This window comes from Amycolatopsis sp. CA-161197 (genome assembly GCF_050942255.1).
In the GTDB taxonomy this organism is placed as follows: Bacteria; Actinomycetota; Actinomycetes; order Mycobacteriales; family Pseudonocardiaceae; genus Amycolatopsis.
The window spans coordinates 4,095,298-4,116,237 of record NZ_CP192059.1; the positions used below are offsets into that span (position 1 = coordinate 4,095,298).

Consider the following 20,940-nt stretch of genomic DNA (forward strand, 5'->3'; position numbering starts at 1 on the left):
CCGTCGCTCGCGCATCACCTGCCACGCATGAAGGCGCACCGCGGTCGTCCCCTCACGCTCAGTGGCGAAAAAGCGTCGTGAGGTACGTCTCGCTCCGTTGATTAGTGCACTAATTATCAGCGTACTATCCATCCGGGCGGTCAGGCGTGCGTAAAGGAGTGGTGATGGACGAGTGCATTCCGGAGCCGAGCCGCGAGGTGGCCGGGCCGCCCGGCGTCGGCCCGCGGCCGTTCGCCTTGGCGCTGGTGGTGATGGGGGCGCTGGTCTTCGTGTTGACGGTCGCGTTCACCGTCCTGCCGCGATGACCGGCCGCGAAGCCCAGCAGGCCTACACGATGTGGTCGGTCTTCGCGGCCGGCCCGGCGGCATCGGGGCGCGACCAGGCAGCGGTCGCGCAGGAGGTGGAGCAGGCGCTCGCCGGCGGCGCCACCGTCCGCGGGGTTTACCTGCTCACCGGGATGCGCGCGGACGCCGACTGGATGATCTGGTGGCACGCCGCGTCACCCGAGGCCCTCCAGGAGGCCTATCTCGCGCTGCGCCGGACCACGTGGGGCGCCGCGTCCCGGCCGGTGTGGAGCTCGGCCGGGCTGCACCGCGACGCGGAGTTCAACCCCGGCCACCTGCCGGCCTACTTGGAGTGGAAGGCGCCGGCGCGGTTCGCTTGTGTGTACCCGTTCGTGCGCTCGTACGAGTGGTACCTGCTGCCCGCGGCGGAACGGCGCCGGATGCTCGCCGACCACGGCGCCGCGGCGCACGACTACCCCGACGTCCTGTCGAACACCCTCGCCGCCTTCGGTCTCGGCGACTACGAGTGGATCCTCGCGCTGGAGGCGGATCGCCTCGACCGGATCGTCGATCTGATGCGCGAGTTCCGCGCGACCGAGGCGCGCATGCACGTCCGGCTCGACACGCCGTTCTTCACCGGGCAGCGCGTGTCGGTCCACGATCTGGTCAGGAGCCTGTCTTGAGCACTGATTCACCCGCGCGCGTGACCCCGGTTCCCGTGGCGGTCCGCGCTCATCCGCGCCGGGACGCGCCCCGCGGTTCGCTGGTCGTCCGGCTGCTGCGCACGACGGACCACAAGCAGCTCGGCATCATGTACCTCGTCACGTCGATGGCGTTTTTCCTCATCGGCGGCGCGATGGCGATGCTGATGCGCTCCGAGCTCGCGCGGCCGGGGCTGCAGTTCCTGTCGCAGGAGCAGTACAACCAGCTGTTCACCATGCACGGCACGGTGATGTTGCTGCTGTACGCGACCCCGGTCGTGTTCGGATTCGCGAACTTCGTGCTGCCGCTGCAGATCGGTTCCCCCGATGTCGCGTTCCCCCGGCTGAATGCGTTCTCCTACTGGCTTTTCCTTTTCGGGAGCCTGATCGTCCTTTCCGGATTCCTGACCCCCGGCGGCGCGGCCGACTTCGGCTGGTTCGCGTACACGCCGCTGTCGGACGCGATCCACTCGCCGGGCGTCGGTGCCGATCTGTGGATCTCCGGGCTGGTGGTGGGCGGCCTGGGCACGATCCTGGGCGCGGTCAACATGGTCACCACGGTGATCTGCCTGCGCGCGCCCGGGATGACGATGTTCCGGATGCCGATCTTCACCTGGAACATCCTCATCACGAGCATCCTGATCCTCGTCGCGTTCCCCATCCTCACCTCCGCGTTGCTGGGGCTGCTGGCCGACCGGCACCTGGGCGCGCATGTCTTCGACCCGGCCAACGGCGGGGTGATCCTGTGGCAGCACCTGTTCTGGTTCTTCGGTCATCCCGAGGTGTACATCGTCGCGCTGCCGTTCTTCGGGATCGTGTCGGAGATCTTCCCGGTGTTCAGCCGGAAACCGATTTTCGGCTACCGTGGCCTGGTCTTCGCGACCATCGCCATCTCGGCGCTCTCGGCCGCGGTGTGGGCGCACCACATGTACGCCACGGGTGCGGTGCTGCTGCCGTTCTTCTCGTTCATGACGTTCCTGATCGCCGTGCCCACGGGCGTGAAGTTCTTCAACTGGATCGGCACGATGTGGAAGGGCCAGCTTTCGTTCGAGACGCCGATGATCTTCTCGATGGGCTTCATCGTCACGTTCCTCTTCGGCGGCCTCACCGGCGTGATGCTGGCGGCGCCGCCGATCGACTTCCACGTGTCCGACACGTATTTCGTGGTGGCGCACTTCCACTACGTGCTCTACGGCACGATCGTGTTCGCGACGTTCGCCGGGATCTACTTCTGGTTCCCCAAGTTCACCGGCCGGATGATGGACGAGAAGCTCGGCAAGTGGCACTTCTGGACCACGTTCATCGGCTTCCACGGCACGTTCCTGGTGCAGCACTGGCTCGGCGCCGAAGGCATGCCCCGCCGCTACGCCGACTACCTGTCCACGGACGGCTTCACCGTGCTCAACACCGTTTCGACGATCAGCGCCTACATCCTCGGCGCCTCGATGCTGCCGTTCCTGTGGAACGTGTTCAAGAGCTACCGCTACGGCGAGGTTGTCACGGTCGACGACCCCTGGGGCTACGGCAACTCCCTCGAATGGGCCACGTCGTGCCCGCCGCCGCGGCACAACTTCACCGAGCTGCCGCGGATCCGGTCCGAGCGTCCGGCTTTCGAGCTCCACTACCCGCACATGATCGAGCGGATCCGGGCCGAAGGTCACATCACGCTGACCGGCCACCAGAAGGAGATCTGACCCGGGTTTCTGCCGACTGTCGACGAATCCCGTTACGATGTCGATCGTGGAATCCGGGAATCCCGGAGTTTCGACCGCATCACCCCGCCCGCCCTCGCTCGTCGACGAGTGCCATCGGCGGATCAAGGAACCGATCCTCGCCGACGCCGGCGACGCGGCCGAATGGGCCGCCCTGCGCATCGCGGACGAGGGCCTTGCCGGCCTCCCGCGCCTCCGCACCGGCCGAGGCGCTGCAGGCGTGGGAGGACCACGTCACCCACTCACTGCCGAGCACTGGTAGGCAAGGACGGTGAACCGCGACGAACTTGTGCGGGCCTTGGCCGAAGAAGGCGTCGCGCAGAATTCCTACTCGATCAACGATGGTTACGCGGACGAGCAGTACGTCATGGAACGGCGGGGGTCGAGGTGGTGTGTGTCTTATGCCGAACGGGGAAAGCGGATAGGCGAGCAGTGCTTCGAAAGTGAGGAAGAGGCGTGCTTACGCCTCTTCGAAATGGTGGTCGGCGATGCCACTACGCGCGGATAGTCCGACCCTCCGCACGCCGCGTTCCGTGCACGACAGCGAGGAGCCCTTCGCCGGGATCCGAGCGGACGTGCTGCACCGCGAACAGCCGGTCCGCTCGGTGACCGGGCCCCCGCCACTGTGGACTGACCCGCCGGTCACACCGTGACGTCGACCGCCGCGAACAGGGTTCGCACGCAGATGTCGCGGAGTTCCTCGTGGGTGACCTTCGGCTGGTCGAGCCAGTCGAGGATCAGGGTGGACACGAAGGCGAGCCAGCCGCGTACCGCGAGCCGGGTCGCGTCGGTGATCGGGCGGAGCAGGGCGATCGCGGTCAGGATGCGTTCGGTGTTGGCGGCCATGCCGGCTTCGCGGATTTCCCGGATCTCGCGGTCGGCGTCGCCGGCGGAGCGGTGGACGATGCGGTAGCCGTCGGGGTGGGTGCGGGCGAACTCCAGGTACACGTCGAGCCCGGCGCTGAGCTGGTCGGTCACCGGCAGGGCCGGGTCGGGCTCGCTCATGGCCAGCAGCTGGTCGCGCTGGCGGCGGACGATCTCCGCGAAGAAGTCCTTTTTCGTGGGGAAGTAGTGGTACAGCAGGCCGCGTGAGACGTGCGCGATCTCGGCGACCTCTTCGATCCAGACGTCGTCGTACGGCCGGTTCGCGAACAGCCCGGCGCCGATGCCCAGGAGCTGCTCGCGCCGCTGCTGCGTGCTCAGCCGTGTCCGCATCACGCGAGCTTACTTGACACGGGTTCAGTAGCGGGGGATCGTGACGTTATTGGATCTGGGTTCAATAGGGGAGCGAACGTGGACACCACCGGGATTCCGCACCGGCCGGGCCGGCTGCCGGTGATCGGCGACCTGCTCGGGTCGAACCCGCGCACGCCGCTGCAGGACACCCTGCGCGTCGGGCAGCAGGTCGGGCCCGTCTTCACGCGCAAGATCTTCGGGTTCGAGATCGTCTTCGCCGGCGGCGTCGACGTGGTCACGCAGCTCAACGACGAGACCAAGTTCGGCAAGCACGTCGGCCTCGGCATCGAGAACCTGCGCGCGGTGGCGGGCGACGGGCTGTTCACCGCCCACACGCACGAACCGAACTGGCGGCTGGCCCACGACATCCTGCAGCCGGCGTTCTCGGCCGACGCGATGCGCCGCTACCACCCGGTGATGCTGGAGGTCGCGCACGAGCTCACGGACGCGTGGGACCGCGCGAGCGGCCCGGTCGACGTCGCCGCCGACATGACCCGCCTGACCCTCGAGACGATCGGGCGCGCCGGCTTCGGCTACCGGTTCGGCTCGTTCGAGCGCGCCGAGCCGCACCCCTTCGTCACGGCGATGCTCCGTGCGCTGCGGTTCGCGCAGCTGCAGAACGTGAAGCTCCCGTTCGTGCGGCGCGCGTTCGCCGGGTCGCCCGCCCAGAACAAGGCGGACATCGCGACGATGAACAACCTCGTCGACGAGGTCATCGAGGCCCGCCGCCGCGAAGGGGGCGAGAGCCGCGACCTGCTCGGCCTCATGCTCACCGAGGGCCACCCGATGACGGGCGAGCGCCTCGACCCGGTGAACATCCGCAACCAGGCCATCACGTTCGTCGTCGCGGGCCACGAGACGACGTCCGGCGCGCTGTCGTTCGCGCTGTACTACCTCACCCGCAACCCCGAGGTCCTCGCCAAGGCGCGTGCCGAGGTCGACGCGGTGTGGGGCGATCGCGACCCGGGGTTCGGCGACGTCGCGAAGCTGCGTTACGTGCGCCGCGTGCTCGACGAGGCCATGCGGCTCTGGCCGACCGCGCCCGGCTACTCGCGCGAGGCCCGCGAAGACGTGCTGCTCGGCGGGAAGTACCGGATGCGCAAGGGCGACTGGGTGATCGTGCCGCTGCCGCTGGTCCACCGCGACCCGGCGGTGTGGGGGCCCGACCCCGAGAAGTTCGACCCGGACCGCTTCGAGCCCGCGGCCGTGAAGAAACGCCCGGCGCAGGCGTACAAACCGTTCGGCACGGGGGAACGCGCGTGCATCGGTCGGCAGTTCGCGCTGCACGAAGCGGTGCTGGCGCTCGGCATGGTGGTGCAGCGCTACGACTTCGAGGCCGATCCGGCCTATGAGCTGAAGATCGCGGAGTCCCTCACGCTCAAGCCGAGCGGCTTCACGGTGCACCCGCGGGCCCGGGCGCGCGCGGCGGTCCGGACGAGCTAGCCGACCAGGTCGGGGAAGTTCTCCGTGTAGCCGAGCAGCAGCAGGCGCCGCTCCGGCAGCAGCCCGGCGAGCTCGTCCCACGCGGCCACGCCGGGCGCGCCGTAAAGGTGCGTCAGGTCGGCGACGACCGCGGTGGCCTCCTCGGGCGAGGGCGCGACCGCGCGGTCGAACCCGAGCAGCGAGGCCCCGATCCCGAAGTGGCGGTAGCCGTGCGCCGCCATCCGCCGGACGATCGCGTGGTTCTGGAACACGCTCCAGTCGGAGGTGAAGTAGCCGTTCGGGATTCCCGCGATGGCCAGGTCGTCGCGCGCCACGGGCACCCGCTGCACGAGCACGACGTCGTCCAGGAACCCGTCCGGCGCCCGGTTCACCGCCACCAGCGCCGCGACGTCGACCTCACCGCCCATGCGCTGCCCCGGCAGCTCCTCCCACGCAACCCGCGACGCCTCGAGAGCCGCGGCGACGTGCGCCGCCCGTGCGTCGTCCACCTTTCGCCGCACGGCCGGATCCTCGTCTTCGCCGTCGTCGAACCAGAGCCGTTCGTCCTCGGTCGCGTGCAGGCTCGTGTACAGGCACTGGTCAACGTCGTCGAGCGTGCACAGCACCCGCGCGGTCGCGTCTTCACCGCGTAACTGGCCGAGCACGTCGAGCACCTCGGCGAACCCGCCGACCTCGTCCAGGCGCGCGACGGTGTTCGTGTCCACCCGCCCTCGCCGGACCTCCTGGGCCGCGTCGTAGCGCGTCACTCGCATGCCCGCATCCTGCCACCCGCGAACGCGTGTCCCGGCTGCGCCACCGGCATTGCGGCCGACACCGCGAAACCGGCGAATTCCACCGCCGAACGGGCGCATTGTTCTCCACAATTTCACAGGGTCGATTGAATGTAGCCGAATCGACGGCGACCTGCGACGATCGATGCCTGGGGAACTGACCGGCTGCCGGTCTACCCGAGCACTGACCTTTTCGGCCCTCTCGGAAAGGAATGCCGGTACCATGTCGATCCTGATCTTCGTCGCCGGTGCGGCGTTGCTGATCTACAGCGCGGAAAAGCTGATCACCTACCTCGTCGGCGCCGCGGCCGGCCTGCACATCTCGTTGTTCCTGCTCGCGATCGTCTTCACCGGGATCGAATTCGACGACGTCGCGCTCGGCGTGGCGCTGAACGTCGAAGATCTGGGTGACGTCGCGCTCGGCACCGTATTCGGCACGGCCATCTCGATGATCGGAATCGTGCTCGCCCTCGCCGCGATCATTTCGCCGACGAAGGTGAACATTCCGCGCCCGTACCTCGCGCTGTTCGCCGTCGCGCCGCTGGTGCTGATTCCCTTCCTGGTCTTCGCGCCCCTCACGCCGATCTACGGCGTGGTGCTCGTGCTGCTGTTCGTGCTCTTCATCGGCTACGTGGCCACCCGGGAGCTCAAGCGGAGCACGCCGGTCTTCCGCAACGCCGAGATCCTCGAGAAGCTGGAAGTCGGGGCGGGCTCCGGCGGAAGCGCCGACGCGACCTCGGCTCCGCGCGACCCCGCCGACGTGCCCACCGACAAGCCCCCGTTCGTCGTGACGGTGCCGTTCACCAAAGAACGCCCGCTCCCCGGCTGGGCCGCGATCACGCTGGCCGTGGTCGCGCTGGCGGGCTTGGTCGCCGGCGCCGCCATCACCAGTTACGGCACCAAGGGCATCCTGGAGGACTACCACATCCAGGGTGCCCTCTTCGGCGCGACGATCGCGACCCTCGTGCTCACGCTCGAAGACATCTTCCTGACCGTCGAACCCACCCGCAAAGGCGCGCCCGAACTCGGGGTCGGCAACGTCATCGGCAGCGTCGTCTTCGGCGTCACCGCGAAGCTCGGCATCGTCCTGCTCGCCGGCGGCAGCATCGTCGTCGACGGCAATGTGCTGTCCTGGCACCTCCCGGTCCTCGTCGGGATGACCGCGCTCGCGGCGTACTTCCTCTCCACCCGACAGCTCAAGCGCTGGCACGGGTTCGTGCTGCTCGCGCTCTACATCGCCTACTGGGCCGTCAGCTTCGCCGTGTTCGGCGGCGCACCGGTCGAAGCGGATTGAGCGTCACACGCGCGAACGGCCGGCGCGGTGCGGACGGGGGACCACCGGAAGGTCGGTCCGCGCATCGGCGTTCGCGGTCTCGACCACCCGGGCCACGAGGTCGTGGTCGGGTGACAGGTGGCACACCGGGTCGGTCCGGGCCGCGTCGCCCGTGAGCTGGAACGCCTGGCAGCGGCAACCACCGAAGTCGATCTCCCGCCGATCGCAGCTGCGGCAGGGATCCGGCATCCAGTCCGTGCCCCGGAACGCGGTCATCACCGGGGCCTCGGCCCAGATCCGCCCCAGCGGATCCTCCCGGATGTTCGCGCGCGGCAACGGCAGGGACTGGGCGGCCGGGCACGGCAGGACGTCGCCGTTCGGCGTCACGGTCAGCTGCCGCGACGCCCAGCCGCCCATGCAGGGCTTCGGGTAGCGGCTGTAGTAGTCGGGCAGGACGTAGAGCACGTCCATGCGGTCCCGCAGCCGCTCGCGGGCGGCCCGCACGACGACCTCGGCCGCGTCGAGCTGTTCGCGGCTCGGCAGCAGCGCGGCCCGGTTGCGCAACGCCCAGCCGTAGTACTGGGTGTTGGCCAGCTCGACCCGGTCGGCGCCCACCTGCTCGGCCAGCGCGAGCACGTCGGCGATCCGGTCGATATTTTGCCGGTGCAGCACCACGTTCACGGTGAGCGGCCACCCCAGCTCCTTGACCACGCCCATGGCCTCGATCTTGCGGCGGAAGGACGGGGTCCCGGCGATGCGGTCGGACACGACGGGTTCGTCGGCCTGGACGCTGATCTGCACGTGGTCCAGACCGGCGGCCCGCAGCTGCTCCGCTCTCGGCCGCGAGAGCCCGAGGGCGCTCGTCACGAGGTTGGTGTAGAGGCCGAGCTCGTGGGCCCGCGCCACGATCTCCACCAGATCGCGGCGCAGCAACGGTTCCCCGCCGGACAGGTGGCACTGCAGCACTCCCAGCTCGGCGGCCTCGGCCAGCACGCGCAGCCACTCGTCCGTCGCCAGTTCGTCGGTGTAGTCGGCGAGGTTCAGCGGGTTCGAGCAGTACGCGCAGGCCAGCGGGCAGCGGTAGGTGAGCTCGGCCAGCAGGCCGAAGGGGTTATCCATCGGACGGCTCCACACAGCGCCGGGCGACGAGCCGGGTCAGGAACCGCCGCACCTCGTCGGCGGGGACGCTCTCGTACCGCTCACCCAGCTCGGCCACGATCTCGGCCACCGTGCGCCGCCCGTCGCACAGCTGGAGGATGGCCGCGCCGGTGCGGTTGAGCACCACCACGGTCTCGGGGAGCTGCAGGACGTGCTGCTGCCGGGCCGGGTTGAACGCCAGCCGGACGTGGCGCGCCAGTCGTGGCCGGTCCGATGTGGACATTTCGGTGCGGGTGGTCGAGTCCATGGCGTTCACTCCGGGTGGCTTCGGTCGATCGCGTCCATCAGGCTCCACAGGACGTCGCACTTGAACGACAGGGCGTCGACGGCGCGGGCCTGGGACTCGGCGGACCGGCAGTGCGCGGTGACCACTTCGAGAGCGTGCTCGCAGTCGCGCGGAGCCTGCTCCAGGCGGGCGCGGAAGTAGGCGAGGCCCTCGGGCGCGATCCACGGGTACCACCGCTCGAACGCGGCGAGCCGCTCGGCCATCAGGTCGGGGGCGAACAGCTCGGTGAGCGACGACGCGACCGCCTCCACCCAGGGGCGGGTGCGGGTGAAGGTGACGTAGGCGTCGACCGCGAACCGCACCCCCGGGACCAGGTGCCGGTGGTCCAGGACTTCTTCGCGGGTGAGCCCGGCGGCCTCGCCGAGGCGCAGCCACGCCTCGATGCCGCCTTCCCCGGCGTGGCGGCCGTCGTGGTCGAGGATCCGGCGGATCCAGCGGCGGCGGACTTCGAGATCGGGGCAGTTGGAGAGGATCGCCGCGTCTTTGCGGGGGATGTTCTCCTGGTAGTAGAACCGGTTGGCCACCCAGCCCCGGATCTGCGCGCGGCTCAGCCGGCCGGCGTTCATCCGGACGTGGAACGGGTGCTGGTCGTGGTAGCGGCGGGAGTGGGCGCGCAGCGTCTCGACGAACTCGTCGGTCGTCGCGGCTGCTGTCCCGGTTGAGTTCCCGGTTGTCGTTGTCATGCCCTACACCTCGACCTCGAGTCCGTCCACGGCCACCTCCATGCCGGCGGCCGCCACCAGGCGCCGCTCGGCCGTGTCTTCCAGCAGTACGGGGTTGGTGTTGTTCAGGTGCACGAAGATCACCCGCCCGATGTCCAGCGACGGGAGCTGCGCCAGCGTGCCGTCCGGGCCGTCGATCGGCAGGTGGCCCATCTCGCGTGACGTCTTGCCGGCCAGGCCGAGCCGCACCAGTTCGTCGTCCCGCCAGCAGGTCCCGTCGATCAGCAGGCACGCGCAGCCGGCGATCTCCGCCCGCAGCGCCGGGGTCAGCGCCTGCACCCCGGGCAGGTAGACCAGACTGCCGCCGCCGCGTTCGTCGGTCAGCCGGTAGCCCACCACACGGCCGTGGTCCGCCGCGGGGCCGAAGCGATCCCGTTTGGTGGTGGGCACGTCGAACGCGCGGCAGGACAGCCCGTCGGCCAGCGGCACGTCGGCCCCGGGGACCACCGCGCGCCACTCGACCGGGCAGTAGAGCTCCAGTGTGCGGAGCAGCCCCGAGCCGTCGCGCAACGTCTTGTGCACCGCAGGCGTCGCGCACAGCCGCAGACCACGGGCCTCGCGCAGCAACAGCAAGCCCAGCGTGTGGTCCAGCTCGGCGTCGGTGAGCAGTACCGCCTTCAGCGGCGAAACCCGGTCCTCGTCCGGCCACAGCCCGGGGAACGCCTCGATCTGGCCGCGGACGTCGGGCGAGGCGTTGATCAGGAACCAGGATCGGCGGTCGGCGCTCACCGCGACCGAGGACTGGGTACGCGGGCGTGCGGCCCCGGACCGGACGGCGGCGCAGACCGGGCAGCCGCAGTTCCACTGCGGGGAACCGCCTCCCGCAGCCGAGCCCAGCACCCGCAGCCACATCCCGGCACTCCGTCCGTGGTCGTCCGAACGAGCGGAGGGCGCCGGGCCGAAGCCCGGCGCCGCCCGTGTCCTCTAGTCGTCCAGCTGAGCGATGTACATGGTCACCTCGGGCGCGACTCCGATCTCGTCGAACTCGGGCGTCTCCCACACATCGAGTCGAGACTCCATGGACTCACCTCCTCTGCCCGTATCGGGGCGGGTTCTCCCGTGTCTCATGCGGATTCCGGAAGGGCGAAGACGAACAGGGCGCTTCCGTGTCCCGCACCCAACATGCCGGGGAGGAACCCCTCGGCCCATCCGCCCCAGCCGACGGGCACGGCGATGTACTGCCGTCCGTCCACCGAGTACGTCGTCGGGCTGCTGTGGTGGCCGCTTCCGCACTGGAACTGCCAGAGCAGCTCCCCGGAGCGCGCGTCGAGCGCGTTGAGCTCGCCGGTGGCTTCGCCGGCGAACACCAGGTCGCCGCCGGTGGCCAGCGTCGAGGCGCACATCGGCAGTTCGTTGCGCCAGCGCCACTTCTCCTCGCCGTTGCCGTCGAACGCGCTGATCGACCCGGTCATGTCGTCGGCGTCCACCTGAACCCCGGCGCCCCAATAGGGGATGCTCTCCTTGAACTCCCGGCGGCGCCGGGTGGCCGTGGCCCCGGTGTCCTGCACCGGCACGTAGAAGAGCTCGGTCTTCGGGCTGTAGGACGCGTGGGTCCACTCCTTGGCACCGGCCGGACCCGGGTAGAAGTGGACCGGTTCGCCCTCCTTCTCGGGGTACAGCTTGGCCGTGACCCGGCCGTCCCGCGTGACCGCGCCCCACGTGATGCGGTCCACGAACGGGGTGACCTGGATCAGGTCGCCGTTCGTGCGGTCGAGGACGTAGAAGTAGCCGTTCTTGTCGAAGTGCCCGAGGAGCTTGCGGCCGTCCTTCTCGAACAGGATGCACTCGGCGATGCTGTCGTAGTCCCACAGATCGTGCGGCGTGCACTGGTGGTGCCAGCGGATCTGCCCGCTGTCGACGTCGACGGCGACGATGCTGTCGGTGTAGAGGTTGTCGCCTTCCCGGACCTCACCGTCGAAGTCGGGTGCCGGGTTGCCGGTGCCCACGTAGAGCAGGTTCGTCTCCGGGTCGAACGTGCTGGTGACCCAGCAGTTCGCGCCGCCGCGCGCCCAGGCCTCGCCGTCGGTGGGCCAGGTCTCGGAGCCCGGTTCGCCGGGCTTCGGCACCATGTAGCAGCGCCACTGGTGCTCGCCGGATTCGAGGTCGAACGCGTCCAGGTGACCGCGCACGCCGAACTCGCCGCCGGAGCTGCCCACGATGACCATGTTCTTCACGATCAGCGGCGCGACGGTGGCACTCTCACCGGCCCGCACGTCGCCGTAGGTCTTGGCCCACACCATTTTCCCGGTCGTCGCGTCGAGCGCGAGGAGACGGGCGTTGGCGGTGACGAAGAAGACCTTGCCCTGTGCCACGGCGCAGCCGCGGTTGACGTTCCCGCAGCACAGCGACACGTCGAACGGCACGGCGTGCTTGTACCGCCAGATCTCCACCCCCGTTTTCGCGTCCAGGGCCCAGATCCAGCCGTCCCAGCCGGTCACGAACATGATCCCGTCGACCACGATCGGGGCGGCCTCGAACGAGTAGGTCGACGCGCCGGCGATCAGGCCGGTCGTGCCGGCCTGGAACACCCAGGCGGGGACGAGTCGCTTGACGGTCTCCGTGTTGATCTGGTCCAGCGGGCTGTAGCGCTGCCCGTCGTAGGCACCGTAGTAGGTCAGCCAGTTGTGCGGTTCGTTGCGGGCGTTGAGAATGCGCTCGTAGTTCACGCCGGCCGTGACGGGCGGAGCGTTGTCACCGCCCGGGATCTTGTAGCTCAGGTTTCCCTGGTCGATGGCCTCTCCGGCGTCGACGTAGTCTTCCGAGGTCGTCATGTCCTCTTCCTCCCTACGGCTGCGGCTGGTCGGGTCGGTCCAGGCGCGCCTCCGGTGGCGCGTCGCCCAGGACGACGATGGCCCCGGTCAGCCCGCGGCCCTCGTCGTTGCCGGTGGGCGAGCTGTACCAGTAGTAGCCCGGGCCGTCGAGGTTGAGCGTCGCCCGGCCGCGCGAATGGTTCACCAGCCAGATGAATTTCCGGTCGCCATTGCTCGGCAGGAGCGCGCAGTGGGTGTTCTTGTCGTCGTTGACGAGCTCCAGGTCGATATCCCCGCCGTGGGGCATCACGAGAATGGAGGGATCCCACATCAGCTCGTCCTCGTTGATGCGAATGGTGGCCTTCATTCGGCCATCCGCTCCTTCGCTGGCCCGTGCGATCTTCCCGGTCCCCAGCACGCGACCCAGCGTTGCGTGGTTCTGCACGTCCAGCCCGAGCTCTTTGAGCAAGTCGGTCCGCTCCGGCGCTGTCGTCATCGGCCTTCACCTTCCTCATCCCGATCTTCATGCCGATTTCGTATCGGTCGCATCGAAGGTGCTCGGGCGCGGCGACGCGCATTTCCGCACGGAAATTTTTCAGATTTCGATCACTTTTCCCCGCGTCATCCGACGTCCGATCCGAAATCGGTCCTCGACAGGCACGCTACGCCGGAGAAAACACGCGGACAAGCGAGCGGGGTGGCCGGCTCGGCGCGCGCCGTTCACCCCGAATCGGCGACCGTTCACCCGCGATTCGGCTCCGTTGAGCCAGGTCTGGGTCTCCGGAATCCCGTCCTGGGTCCCGCCCGTGGCTGCCGGTGAAAAATTCGCCCTGCCGAATGTGCGGCCCGGTCACGGCCGGAGGTCGTACCGGTCGAGGTTCATGACTTTGTCCCATGCCGCAACGAAGTCACGCACGAAGTGCGCCTCCGCGTCATCACTCGCGTAGACCTCCGCGAGTGCCCGCAGCTCGGAGTTCGAACCGAAAACGAGGTCGACGCGACCGGCTGTCCACTTGAGCTCGCCGGTGGTCCGGTCGCGGCCCTCGAAGGTTTCCGCGAGCGAACCCGATCCCGGCCGCCACTCCACCCCGGGGTCGAGGAGGTTCACGAAGAAATCGTTGGTCAGCGACCCGGGGCGGGAGGTGAAGACGCCCAGCGGCGACTGCCGGTGGTTCGCCCCGAGGACTCGCAGACCGCCCACGAGAACCGTCATCTCCCGCACGTTCAGGCTGAGCAGGTTCGCGCGGTCGACGAGCCGGTGTTCCGGTGGAACCCGGCCGCCTTTTGCCGTGTGGTTGCGGAATCCGTCGGCGGCCGGTTCGAGCGCGGCGAAAGACTCGACGTCGGTCCACTCCTGCGTCGCGTCCATGCGGCCCGGGGTGAAGGGGACTTCGACGTCGTGGCCCGCGTTCGCGGCGGCCCGCTCGACTGCGGCGGCCCCGCCGAGCACGATGAGGTCGGCGAGCGAGATCTTCTTGTCGCCGTTCTGCCGGCCGGCAAAAGACTTCTGGATCTCCTCCAGGGCGCTCAGCACCCGCGCCAGCCGGTCGGGCTCGTTGACCGGCCAGCTCCGCTGCGGTTCGAGCCGCAGGCGCGCCCCGTTCGCACCACCCCGCTTGTCGCTGACGCGGAACGTCGAGGCCGACGCCCACGCCGTGGAAACGAGGTCGGAGATCGACAGCCCGCAGTCGAGGATCTCGCGCTTGAGCGCGGCGATGTCCGTCGCGGAGACGAGTTCGTGGTCCACCGCGGGGATCGGGTCCTGCCAGAGCAGGGTTTCGTGCGGGACCAGCGGTCCGAGGTAGCGCTGCACCGGGCCGAGGTCGACGTGCGTCAGCTTGAACCACGCCCGGGCGAACGCGTCCGCGAGCAGATCCGGGTTTTCCCGGAAACGCCGGGCGATCGGTTCGTAGACCGGGTCCGTCCGCAGCGCCAGATCCGTCGTCAGGATGGTCGGGGCGTGCGTTTTCGCCGGGTCGTGGGCATCGGGCACGGTTCCGGCGCCGCCGCCGTCTCGCGGGATCCACTGCCACAGCCCGGCGGGGCTCAGCTCCAGGTCCCACTCGTAGCCGAACAGGGTCTCGAAGAAGCTGTTGTCCCACCTCGTCGGAGTGGGGGTCCACGTGCCCTCGAGCCCGCTGGAGATGGTGTCCGCGCCCTTGCCGGTGCCGTACCCGCTCCGCCAGCCGAGGCCCTGCTCCTCCAGGGCGGCGCCTTCGGGTTCGGGGCCGAGGTGGGTGTCGGGCTCGGCGGCACCGTGGGTCTTGCCGAACGTGTGCCCGCCGGCGATGAGCGCGACGGTCTCCTCGTCGTTCATCGCCATGCGCCGGAACGTCTCGCGGATCTCGTGCGCCGCGGTGAGCGGGTCCGGGACGGTGTGCGGTCCCTCGGGGTTGACGTAGATCAAACCCATCTGCGCGGCGGCGAGCGGGGTCTCCAGGTCCCGGACGCCGCCGTGCCGCTCGTCGCCCAGCCAGACGTGCTCGGGACCCCAGTAGACGTCGTCGTCGGACTCCCAGACGTCCGTCCGCCCGCCGGCGAAGCCGAAGGTGGTGAAGCCCATCGTCTCCAGGGCGCGGTTGCCGGCGAAGACCATCAGGTCGGCCCAGGAGATCTTGCGCCCGTACTTCTTCTTCACCGGCCAGAGCAGCCGGCGCGCCTTGTCGAGGTTGCGGTTGTCCGGCCAGCTGTTCTGCGGGGCGAAGCGCTGCATGCCCGTCGCGGCGCCGCCGCGGCCGTCGTCGATGCGGTAGGTCCCGGCGCAGTGCCAGACCATGCGGATCACGAGCGGGCCGTAGTGGCCGAAGTCGGCGGGCCACCACGCCTGCGAGGTCGTGAGCACCTCGTCGATGTCGTTCGTTAGGGTGTCGAGGTCGAGGGTCCGGAACTCGGCGGCGTAGTCGAAGTCCCGTCCCAGGGGGTCGGCCGCGGCGGGGTTCTTCCGGAGGACGTTCAGATCGAGCCGGTTCGGCCACCAGTCGCGGGTGCCCGCGGGCGCGGCAGGGCGGCCGCTTCGCGCGGCCGCGCCGGGGAGACCGAGGCCGCCCGCGCTGCGGTCGGCCGGCTCGCCGGCAACGGCTTCGGGACTGTCGGACACCGGTGGATCCTTCCGGGTGGTGCGGGTGGTGCTCAGAGGTCCAGCGCGCGGCGCACGGCCGGAGCGTTGCGGCGGGAGACCGGCACCATCTCGTTCGCGCGGTCGTCCATGACGAGCCGCAGCTCGCCCTTGTGGCCGCGCTCGATCTCCCGGATGCGGCTGAGGTTGACCACGTACCGGCGGTGTACCCGCAGGAAGCCGGCCTCGGCCAGTTCGGTGTCGAGCTTGTCCAGGCTCGGCGAAGCGGCTCGCAACCGGCCCTGCGCGGTGGACAGCCACACGTCGTTGCCCTCCGATTCGGCGAAGGAGACTTCCGGCAGGTGCAGCAGCACCATCCGGCTGTCCCGCATCCCGACCACCCGGCGAGGCCGCACGCGCGGGCGCGCGCCCGCGTCCGCCGGGGGCAGCGGCACTCCGTCGGAGACCCCGAACGAAACCAGGTGCCCGATCAGCCGAGCGGAGGAGAACACGGGCCGGATGCTGATCGCGGCCGGCTCGTCGGAGAGGTGGGTGAAGATCTGCGTCGAGCCGACCCAGTCAGGGTTGTGGGCCGCCTGCTTGGTGGCGTGCCGGGCGGCGGCGATCAGTTCCGGGAGCCCGGGGTTCCAGCGCAGCGTGGAGTCGATCGCCGGGGTCGACGCCGGGACGCCCATCAGCACGCTCGCCGTGTCGTCCGCGATCACGGCCTTGCCCGCGGTGTCGACCGCGGCGAGCGGCGTGCCGGAGCGGGCGCTGGCCTGGGTGTAGGCCGCGACCAGCTCGGCGCCGCTGTCGCGGGCGCGCCGCTTCAGGGCGCTCTGGGTCTGGGCGACCGCGTTCGCCAGCCACCCGCCGGCGCTCGGAGGGAGCTGGCTGCGCCAGCACGAGAGGTTCAGGCCCCCGATCGGCTCGCCGGTCACCACGTCGCGCACCGCGATGCCCGCGCCGACCCAGTTGTGGAACGCCTGGCACCAGTGCTCCGCGCCGCTGATCAGCACCGGGCCGTGCGCCTCCAGCGCCGTGCCCATGCCGTTCGTGCCCGCCGCGCATTCGGACCAGCAGAACCAGGGCGCGAGGTTGAGGTCGGCGGCTCGGGCGAGCGTGCCCGGGTCGCCCCAGTCGCCGAGGATCCGCCCGGCCGCGTCGGTGACACTGACGACGCCGGGCATGCTCCCCATCTCGTGGGCCACGGAGGCGGCCCGGAAACCCAGCTCGGCGAAGACGGCATCGTGTTCGGGGTTGTGCCCGCGTTCGGCGACGGCGACCGGGGCCTCGGTCAGGTGCGGATCGACGCGGTACCGCTCCCGGCACCGGTGCCAGGAGATCGCCACCACCGGCCGGACGCCGGGGACCTGGTCCTCGCCCTGCACGAACCGCTCCCACGCCGCGAACACGGCGCCGCCGGCGGGACCCGCCGCCTTCGGATCGAACCGATGCGCATCGTTCATCGTGCGGAACCACCTCCGGTCCATCACCGACGTCCGACGGCAAGCGCTCGGCCCGTACCGGTTCCCGTTCGTCCGGGCCCTGGTCTTGCCGGCAGCGGATCGGCCACTGCCCCGCGCGTCCGTGGCGTCGTCACTCGTTCCAGGTTGTGTCACCGACCGGTACCGCCAGTCTAGGGACGGTTGCCGGGCCGCGCACGTCCCGTGACCGGGGGCGGGAAGGGGAATGTGGTTGCGGTGCGGCGAAAAATCCTTTCGACTGTCCGGTGGAGTTCGTGACGAGTTCGCGGGTGGGCCGGAATTTCTGGATGGCGCACATCCTGGATTTGACGGATCTAGGTTTTGCCGGTCGAAGTCACTGCTTCCGCGGGGACCGGTCCACCGGGCCGGTGGGGAAGTGGACCAGGTGCCGGCACCGGCGGCGGGCTGGAAGAGTGAGGAGCCGCACGTCGATGGTCGACGCCGAGCTGGTGTTCCGGGAGCTGGGACCGGCCGACGATCCGCGGGTGACCGACGACCTGCTGCTGCCGCCGCCCGCGTTGTCCGACGAACTGTTCGAGGAACTGGTGACCGAAGGACATGTGCAGGGGCTGCGCTACCTGATCGCCTCCACGCCGTCCGGACGGCCGCCGGTCGGGTACCGCACACTCGTGGCCAGCCGGGGCCGTGTCCTGTTCGTCGACGACCTGGTCACCGACGAGGCCACGCGGTCGCGGGGCGCCGGCCGGACCGGTGCAGCCGGAAAGCCGGTGTCCACGGCGGACACAACGGGTTCCGCGGGCGCCCGGGCGGCCCGCGGGATCACATTCGTGCAACGCCGCGAATAGAGCGGTTCCGGTGGGTTGGAGTATTTCGTCCCCCGTTTCTTCCTTGCGCAGACTCGCCGGTGACGGACAGTAAAGATCAAATTCGCGTTGGTGAATGATCAAACCGGCGCCGCCGCTTGAAAAACAAATCCGGAATCAATGTAACGGCCCGGTCGGGAAACGCTTCCCGGCCGCGTCGGTCGTGATCTTGCACCCGACGCGACGGACCCGGCACGGTCTGCAAACCCCCTGGTGGATCAAAAAGATTGTCCGCGGGTCCGCTCGCCCGGCCCGGATGCCGCCGAAATTATCCACTACCTCGGAAGACGTTGTCGGGAGAACTCCGGACCGGGCGACGTAATGTGCTCGTAAGGACTGTTTCGGGGTCGACGGCACGCGGGTGGGGATTACAGTGGGTGGCGAACGGACCCGAGACGACGCCGGTACGTCCGGCCGGTCGGGGACGTGGAGGCGGGAGAAAACAGGTGGGAAGAACCAAGCCCGGCGCCTGGGGAAATCTGACGAATTCCTGACGGGGGACTGGGCAGAATCTCGACGGGGGAGTGGCCGGCACGCCATCACCCCCGATCGCACCGAGCGCGTCTACACCGAGGTGCTCGCGGACGTGGCCAAGGTCGACCAGGTGTCGGCCGAGAGTCACTTCTTCGACGACCTCGGTGCGAACTCGCTGGTGATGGCGCACTTCTGTGCGCGGGTCCGCAAGCGTGCGGACGTGCCGTCAGCGTCGATGAAAGACGTCTACGCCAACCCGACCGCGCGCAGTCTGGCGACCGCGCTGCACGACGACGAGCCCGCCGAGGCGGAGCCGGAGGGCGAGGAACACGCCGAAGCGCAAAGCCGGGAACTGGCCGAGCCGCCGGCCGCCGACCGCCCCCGCGCCGGTGCGGTCGCGTACGTCCTCTGCGGACTGCTCCAGTTCGTGACTTTCCTGGGTTATTCCTATCTCGCCGCGCTCCTGGTGGTACGCGGTGCTTCGTGGGTCTACGGCTCGGCGAACCTGCTGGAGGCCTACCTGCGGCTCGTGCTGTTCGGCGGGGCGAGCCTGATCGGCCTGTGCCTGCTGCCGGTTGTGGCGAAGTGGGTGCTCGTCGGCCGGTGGAAGCCGCGGCGCATTCGCGTGTGGACGCTCGACTACTTCCGATTCTGGCTCGTCAAGACGCTGGTGCAGCGGAATCTGGTGGCGCTGCTGTTCCTGGGCTCGCCGCTGTACGTGCTGTATCTGAAGGCGCTGGGCGCGAAGATCGGCCGGGGTGTCGCGATCTTCTCGCGCAACGTGCCCGTGTGCACCGACCTGCTCACGATCGGCGCGGGCTCGGTGATCCGGAAGGACTCCTTCTTCACCGGCTACCGGGCCGAAGCCGGTGTGCTCCAGACCGGTTCGGTGACGCTGGGCAAGGACGTGTTCGTGGGTGAGCTGTCGGTGCTCGACATCGGCACCTCGATGGGCGACGGCTCCCAGCTGGGGCACGTGTCGTCGCTGCACCCCGGCCAGGCGGTGCCGGCCGGCGAGCGCTGGCACGGGTCGCCGGCGCTGCGGGCGGAGGCGGACTACCGCGGGGTCGGGCCCGCCCGCTGCGGCCGCGTGCGCCGGTTCTCCTACGGCGTCTCGCAGCTGCTGACCACGCTGCTCGTGTACCTCCCGCTGGCGGTCGGCGGCGCGGACCTGCTCATCGACAAGGTCCCGCAGCTCACCCCGATGCTCGGCGCCCCCGCGATCTCCTTCGGGAGCTGGGCGTTCTACGGCAGCGCGCTGGCGATCACCTTCGTGATCTTCTTCGGCGTCTCGCTGCTCGGGCTGTTGTTCGTCGCCGTCGTGCCGCGCGTGCTCAGCCTCGCGCTCAAACCGGACAAGGTCTACCGGATGTACACCCTGCGCTACTCGATCCTGCGGGCGATCCGGCTGATCACCAACCTCAAGTTCTTCATGACCGTCTTCGGCGACAGCTCCGCGATCGTGCACTACCTGCGCTACCTCGGTTACCGGATGCCCGACGTCGAGCAGACCGGCTCGAACTTCGGCACGGCGATCAAGCACGAGACGCCGTTCCAGAGCTCCGTCGGCGGCGGCACGATGGTCGCGGACGGGCTGTCGATCGTGAACGCCGACTACTCGAGTTCGTCGTTCAAGGTGTCCCGCGCGGCGATCGGCGCGCACAACTTCCTCGGCAACGTGATCGTCTACCCCGCGCAGGGCCGGACGGGGGAGAACTGCCTGCTCGCGACCAAGGTCCTCGTGCCGGTCGACGGCCCCGTCCGCGAGAACGTCGGGCTGCTGGGCTCGCCGAGCTTCGAGATCCCGCGCACGGTGGCCCGCGACCACCAGTTCGACCACCTGCGCACGGGCGAGGAGTTCCGCCGCCGGCTGGCCGCGAAGAACCGCCACAACGCCGTCACCGCCGTGATGTTCCTCCTGGTGCGCTGGTTCTACTTCTTCGCGGTCACGCTCCTCGGCTGGGCCTCGGCGGAGCTCTACCCGCGCTTCGGGGTTTCGGCGGTGGCGCTGGCCTCGGTCGCCGCGCTGCTGTTCAGCTCCCTGTACTTCACGCTGGTGGAACGCGCGTCCATCGTCGTCCACCCGCTGCGGCCGCTGTACTGCTCGATCTACGACCGCCGGTTCTGGCGCCACGAGCGGTTCTGGAAGGCGGCGGCGTCCACAGTGCACGTCCAGGCCCTCAACGGCACGCCGTTCAAGAACCTGGCCTGGCGGCTGCTCGGGGTCAAGGTGGGGAAGCGCGTGTTCGACGACGGCGCGGCGATGCCGGAGAAGACCCTGGTGACGTTCGGCGACGAGGTCACCCTCAACGTCGGCTCGCACGTGCAATGCCATTCCCAGGAGGACGGTGCCTTCAAGGCCGACCGCATCCTCGTCGGTTCGCGCAGCACCGTCGGGGTCGGCGCGTGGGTCCACTACGGAGCGACCATGGGCGAGGGTTCGGTGCTCGCGGCCGACTCCTTCCTGATGAAGGGCGAGGACGTCCCGCCGCACACCCGCTGGGAAGGCAACCCGGCCCGGGAGATCGGGTCGGGCCGGGAAGCCGACGGCCGGGTCGCGGCCGGCCGGCACCGGCGACGGGAAGGCCACAACGGCAAGTCGATCGAGCACCTCGCCGGCACCAACGGCAAGTCGATCGAGCACCTCGCCGGTACCAACGGCAAGCGGCGCCCGAGCCCACGGCGCCGCGTCCCGGACGGACACAACGGAAAAGCGATCATCGCCGACGGAACGTGGCGGCCGAGCCCGTGGCCACGGTGAGCGG

Annotated in this window: 19 protein-coding genes; 8 read left to right on the forward strand and 11 right to left on the reverse strand. The window is 69.5% G+C overall.

Going from position 1 to position 20,940, the window contains the following annotated elements; genetic code table 11:
• The first annotated feature begins 164 nt into the window (after positions 1-164).
• The 4 genes from ACQPXB_RS19595 (at position 165) to ACQPXB_RS19610 (ending at position 3,205) form a co-directional block, all read left to right on the forward strand.
• Positions 165-305 (forward strand): hypothetical protein, encoded by a 141-nt coding sequence (locus ACQPXB_RS19595; RefSeq protein ID WP_386955306.1) that lies wholly within the window; start codon positions 165-167, stop codon positions 303-305.
• A complete protein-coding gene (hemQ, locus tag ACQPXB_RS19600) occupies positions 302-967 on the forward strand; it encodes a hydrogen peroxide-dependent heme synthase (RefSeq protein WP_432854198.1) in 666 nt (221 codons plus the stop codon). Before ACQPXB_RS19595 ends, hemQ begins: the two co-directional genes overlap by 4 nt.
• Positions 964-2,679 (forward strand): aa3-type cytochrome oxidase subunit I, encoded by a 1,716-nt coding sequence (gene ctaD / locus ACQPXB_RS19605; RefSeq protein ID WP_432854201.1) that lies wholly within the window; start codon positions 964-966, stop codon positions 2,677-2,679. The genes hemQ and ctaD overlap by 4 nt, the downstream gene beginning before the upstream one ends.
• A 289-nt stretch (positions 2,680-2,968) precedes the next feature.
• On the forward strand, positions 2,969-3,205 hold the full coding sequence (locus tag ACQPXB_RS19610; protein ID WP_386955298.1) for a hypothetical protein: 237 nt from the start codon (positions 2,969-2,971) through the stop codon (positions 3,203-3,205).
• 134 nt (positions 3,206-3,339) lie between these two features.
• On the opposite strand, the gene ACQPXB_RS19615 is transcribed toward ACQPXB_RS19610, so the two are convergent.
• Positions 3,340-3,912 (reverse strand): TetR/AcrR family transcriptional regulator, encoded by a 573-nt coding sequence (locus ACQPXB_RS19615; RefSeq protein WP_366581661.1) that lies wholly within the window; start codon positions 3,910-3,912, stop codon positions 3,340-3,342.
• Between the two features lie 78 nt (positions 3,913-3,990).
• Here ACQPXB_RS19615 and ACQPXB_RS19620 point away from each other — a divergent pair, with 78 nt between their 5' ends.
• Positions 3,991-5,376 (forward strand): cytochrome P450, encoded by a 1,386-nt coding sequence (locus ACQPXB_RS19620; protein ID WP_432854205.1) that lies wholly within the window; start codon positions 3,991-3,993, stop codon positions 5,374-5,376.
• Here ACQPXB_RS19620 and ACQPXB_RS19625 read toward each other — a convergent pair.
• The gene (locus ACQPXB_RS19625; RefSeq protein ID WP_432854208.1) at positions 5,373-6,128 is read right to left on the reverse strand and encodes a hypothetical protein; all 756 of its coding nucleotides are present in this window, start codon (positions 6,126-6,128) and stop codon (positions 5,373-5,375) included. The two genes, ACQPXB_RS19620 and ACQPXB_RS19625, sit on opposite strands and share 4 nt — an antisense overlap.
• A 241-nt stretch (positions 6,129-6,369) precedes the next feature.
• Here ACQPXB_RS19625 and ACQPXB_RS19630 point away from each other — a divergent pair, with 241 nt between their 5' ends.
• The gene (locus ACQPXB_RS19630) at positions 6,370-7,440 is read left to right on the forward strand and encodes a sodium:calcium antiporter (RefSeq protein ID WP_366581664.1); all 1,071 of its coding nucleotides are present in this window, start codon (positions 6,370-6,372) and stop codon (positions 7,438-7,440) included.
• 3 nt (positions 7,441-7,443) lie between these two features.
• Here the strand turns inward: ACQPXB_RS19630 and pqqE are convergent, their stop codons facing one another.
• The 9 genes from pqqE to ACQPXB_RS19675 form a co-directional block, all read right to left on the reverse strand.
• Positions 7,444-8,538, reverse strand: a complete 1,095-nt coding sequence (gene pqqE, locus ACQPXB_RS19635) for a pyrroloquinoline quinone biosynthesis protein PqqE (protein WP_366581665.1) — start codon at positions 8,536-8,538, stop codon at positions 7,444-7,446.
• A complete protein-coding gene (gene pqqD / locus ACQPXB_RS19640; RefSeq protein ID WP_366581666.1) occupies positions 8,531-8,824 on the reverse strand; it encodes a pyrroloquinoline quinone biosynthesis peptide chaperone PqqD in 294 nt (97 codons plus the stop codon). Before pqqD ends, pqqE begins: the two co-directional genes overlap by 8 nt.
• Positions 8,825-8,829: 5 nt before the next feature.
• Entirely contained in the window at positions 8,830-9,546 is a 717-nt protein-coding gene (pqqC, locus tag ACQPXB_RS19645; protein ID WP_386955288.1) for a pyrroloquinoline-quinone synthase PqqC, read from the reverse strand.
• A 3-nt stretch (positions 9,547-9,549) separates the two neighbouring features.
• Complete coding sequence (pqqB, locus tag ACQPXB_RS19650; protein WP_432854213.1) at positions 9,550-10,437, reverse strand: pyrroloquinoline quinone biosynthesis protein PqqB; 888 nt, start codon at positions 10,435-10,437, stop codon at positions 9,550-9,552.
• Between the two features lie 72 nt (positions 10,438-10,509).
• Positions 10,510-10,605, reverse strand: a complete 96-nt coding sequence (gene pqqA, locus ACQPXB_RS19655) for a pyrroloquinoline quinone precursor peptide PqqA (protein ID WP_220239625.1) — start codon at positions 10,603-10,605, stop codon at positions 10,510-10,512.
• A gap of 44 nt (positions 10,606-10,649) precedes the next feature.
• The gene (locus tag ACQPXB_RS19660; RefSeq protein ID WP_432854216.1) at positions 10,650-12,356 is read right to left on the reverse strand and encodes a PQQ-dependent dehydrogenase, methanol/ethanol family; all 1,707 of its coding nucleotides are present in this window, start codon (positions 12,354-12,356) and stop codon (positions 10,650-10,652) included.
• A gap of 13 nt (positions 12,357-12,369) precedes the next feature.
• On the reverse strand, positions 12,370-12,831 hold the full coding sequence (locus tag ACQPXB_RS19665) for an MSMEG_3727 family PQQ-associated protein (protein WP_366581670.1): 462 nt from the start codon (positions 12,829-12,831) through the stop codon (positions 12,370-12,372).
• Between the two features lie 354 nt (positions 12,832-13,185).
• Positions 13,186-15,432 (reverse strand): catalase/peroxidase HPI, encoded by a 2,247-nt coding sequence (gene katG, locus ACQPXB_RS19670; protein ID WP_432854219.1) that lies wholly within the window; start codon positions 15,430-15,432, stop codon positions 13,186-13,188.
• 32 nt (positions 15,433-15,464) lie between these two features.
• Positions 15,465-16,859, reverse strand: coding sequence for a LytTR family transcriptional regulator DNA-binding domain-containing protein (locus ACQPXB_RS19675; protein WP_432854222.1), 1,395 nt, complete (start codon positions 16,857-16,859; stop codon positions 15,465-15,467).
• 449 nt (positions 16,860-17,308) lie between these two features.
• Here ACQPXB_RS19675 and ACQPXB_RS19680 point away from each other — a divergent pair, with 449 nt between their 5' ends.
• Together ACQPXB_RS19680 and ACQPXB_RS19685 are read left to right on the forward strand one after the other, a co-directional pair.
• Positions 17,309-17,683 (forward strand): hypothetical protein, encoded by a 375-nt coding sequence (locus ACQPXB_RS19680; RefSeq protein WP_432854225.1) that lies wholly within the window; start codon positions 17,309-17,311, stop codon positions 17,681-17,683.
• A 556-nt stretch (positions 17,684-18,239) separates the two neighbouring features.
• Positions 18,240-20,936: a Pls/PosA family non-ribosomal peptide synthetase gene (locus ACQPXB_RS19685; protein WP_432856701.1), complete on the forward strand. Its 2,697-nt coding sequence runs from the start codon at positions 18,240-18,242 to the stop codon at positions 20,934-20,936.
• Positions 20,937-20,940: the final 4 nt, after the last annotated feature.

Excerpts from the sequence above, each read along its gene's own strand:
- ACQPXB_RS19595 (WP_386955306.1), top strand. The coding sequence starts at position 165 with ATGGACGAGTGCATTCCGGAGCCGAGCCGCGAGGTGGCCGGGCCGCCC.
- hemQ (WP_432854198.1), top strand. The coding sequence starts at position 302 with ATGACCGGCCGCGAAGCCCAGCAGGCCTACACGATGTGGTCGGTCTTC.
- ACQPXB_RS19615 (WP_366581661.1), bottom strand. The coding sequence starts at position 3,912 with ATGCGGACACGGCTGAGCACGCAGCAGCGGCGCGAGCAGCTCCTGGGC.
- ACQPXB_RS19625 (WP_432854208.1), bottom strand. The coding sequence starts at position 6,128 with ATGCGAGTGACGCGCTACGACGCGGCCCAGGAGGTCCGGCGAGGGCGG.
- ACQPXB_RS19630 (WP_366581664.1), top strand. The coding sequence starts at position 6,370 with ATGTCGATCCTGATCTTCGTCGCCGGTGCGGCGTTGCTGATCTACAGC.
- pqqE (WP_366581665.1), bottom strand. The coding sequence starts at position 8,538 with ATGGATAACCCCTTCGGCCTGCTGGCCGAGCTCACCTACCGCTGCCCG.
- pqqD (WP_366581666.1), bottom strand. The coding sequence starts at position 8,824 with ATGGACTCGACCACCCGCACCGAAATGTCCACATCGGACCGGCCACGA.
- pqqC (WP_386955288.1), bottom strand. The coding sequence starts at position 9,546 with ATGACAACGACAACCGGGAACTCAACCGGGACAGCAGCCGCGACGACC.
- pqqB (WP_432854213.1), bottom strand. The coding sequence starts at position 10,437 with ATGTGGCTGCGGGTGCTGGGCTCGGCTGCGGGAGGCGGTTCCCCGCAG.
- pqqA (WP_220239625.1), bottom strand. The coding sequence starts at position 10,605 with ATGGAGTCTCGACTCGATGTGTGGGAGACGCCCGAGTTCGACGAGATC.
- ACQPXB_RS19660 (WP_432854216.1), bottom strand. The coding sequence starts at position 12,356 with ATGACGACCTCGGAAGACTACGTCGACGCCGGAGAGGCCATCGACCAG.
- ACQPXB_RS19665 (WP_366581670.1), bottom strand. The coding sequence starts at position 12,831 with ATGACGACAGCGCCGGAGCGGACCGACTTGCTCAAAGAGCTCGGGCTG.
- ACQPXB_RS19675 (WP_432854222.1), bottom strand. The coding sequence starts at position 16,859 with ATGAACGATGCGCATCGGTTCGATCCGAAGGCGGCGGGTCCCGCCGGC.
- ACQPXB_RS19680 (WP_432854225.1), top strand. The coding sequence starts at position 17,309 with ATGGTCGACGCCGAGCTGGTGTTCCGGGAGCTGGGACCGGCCGACGAT.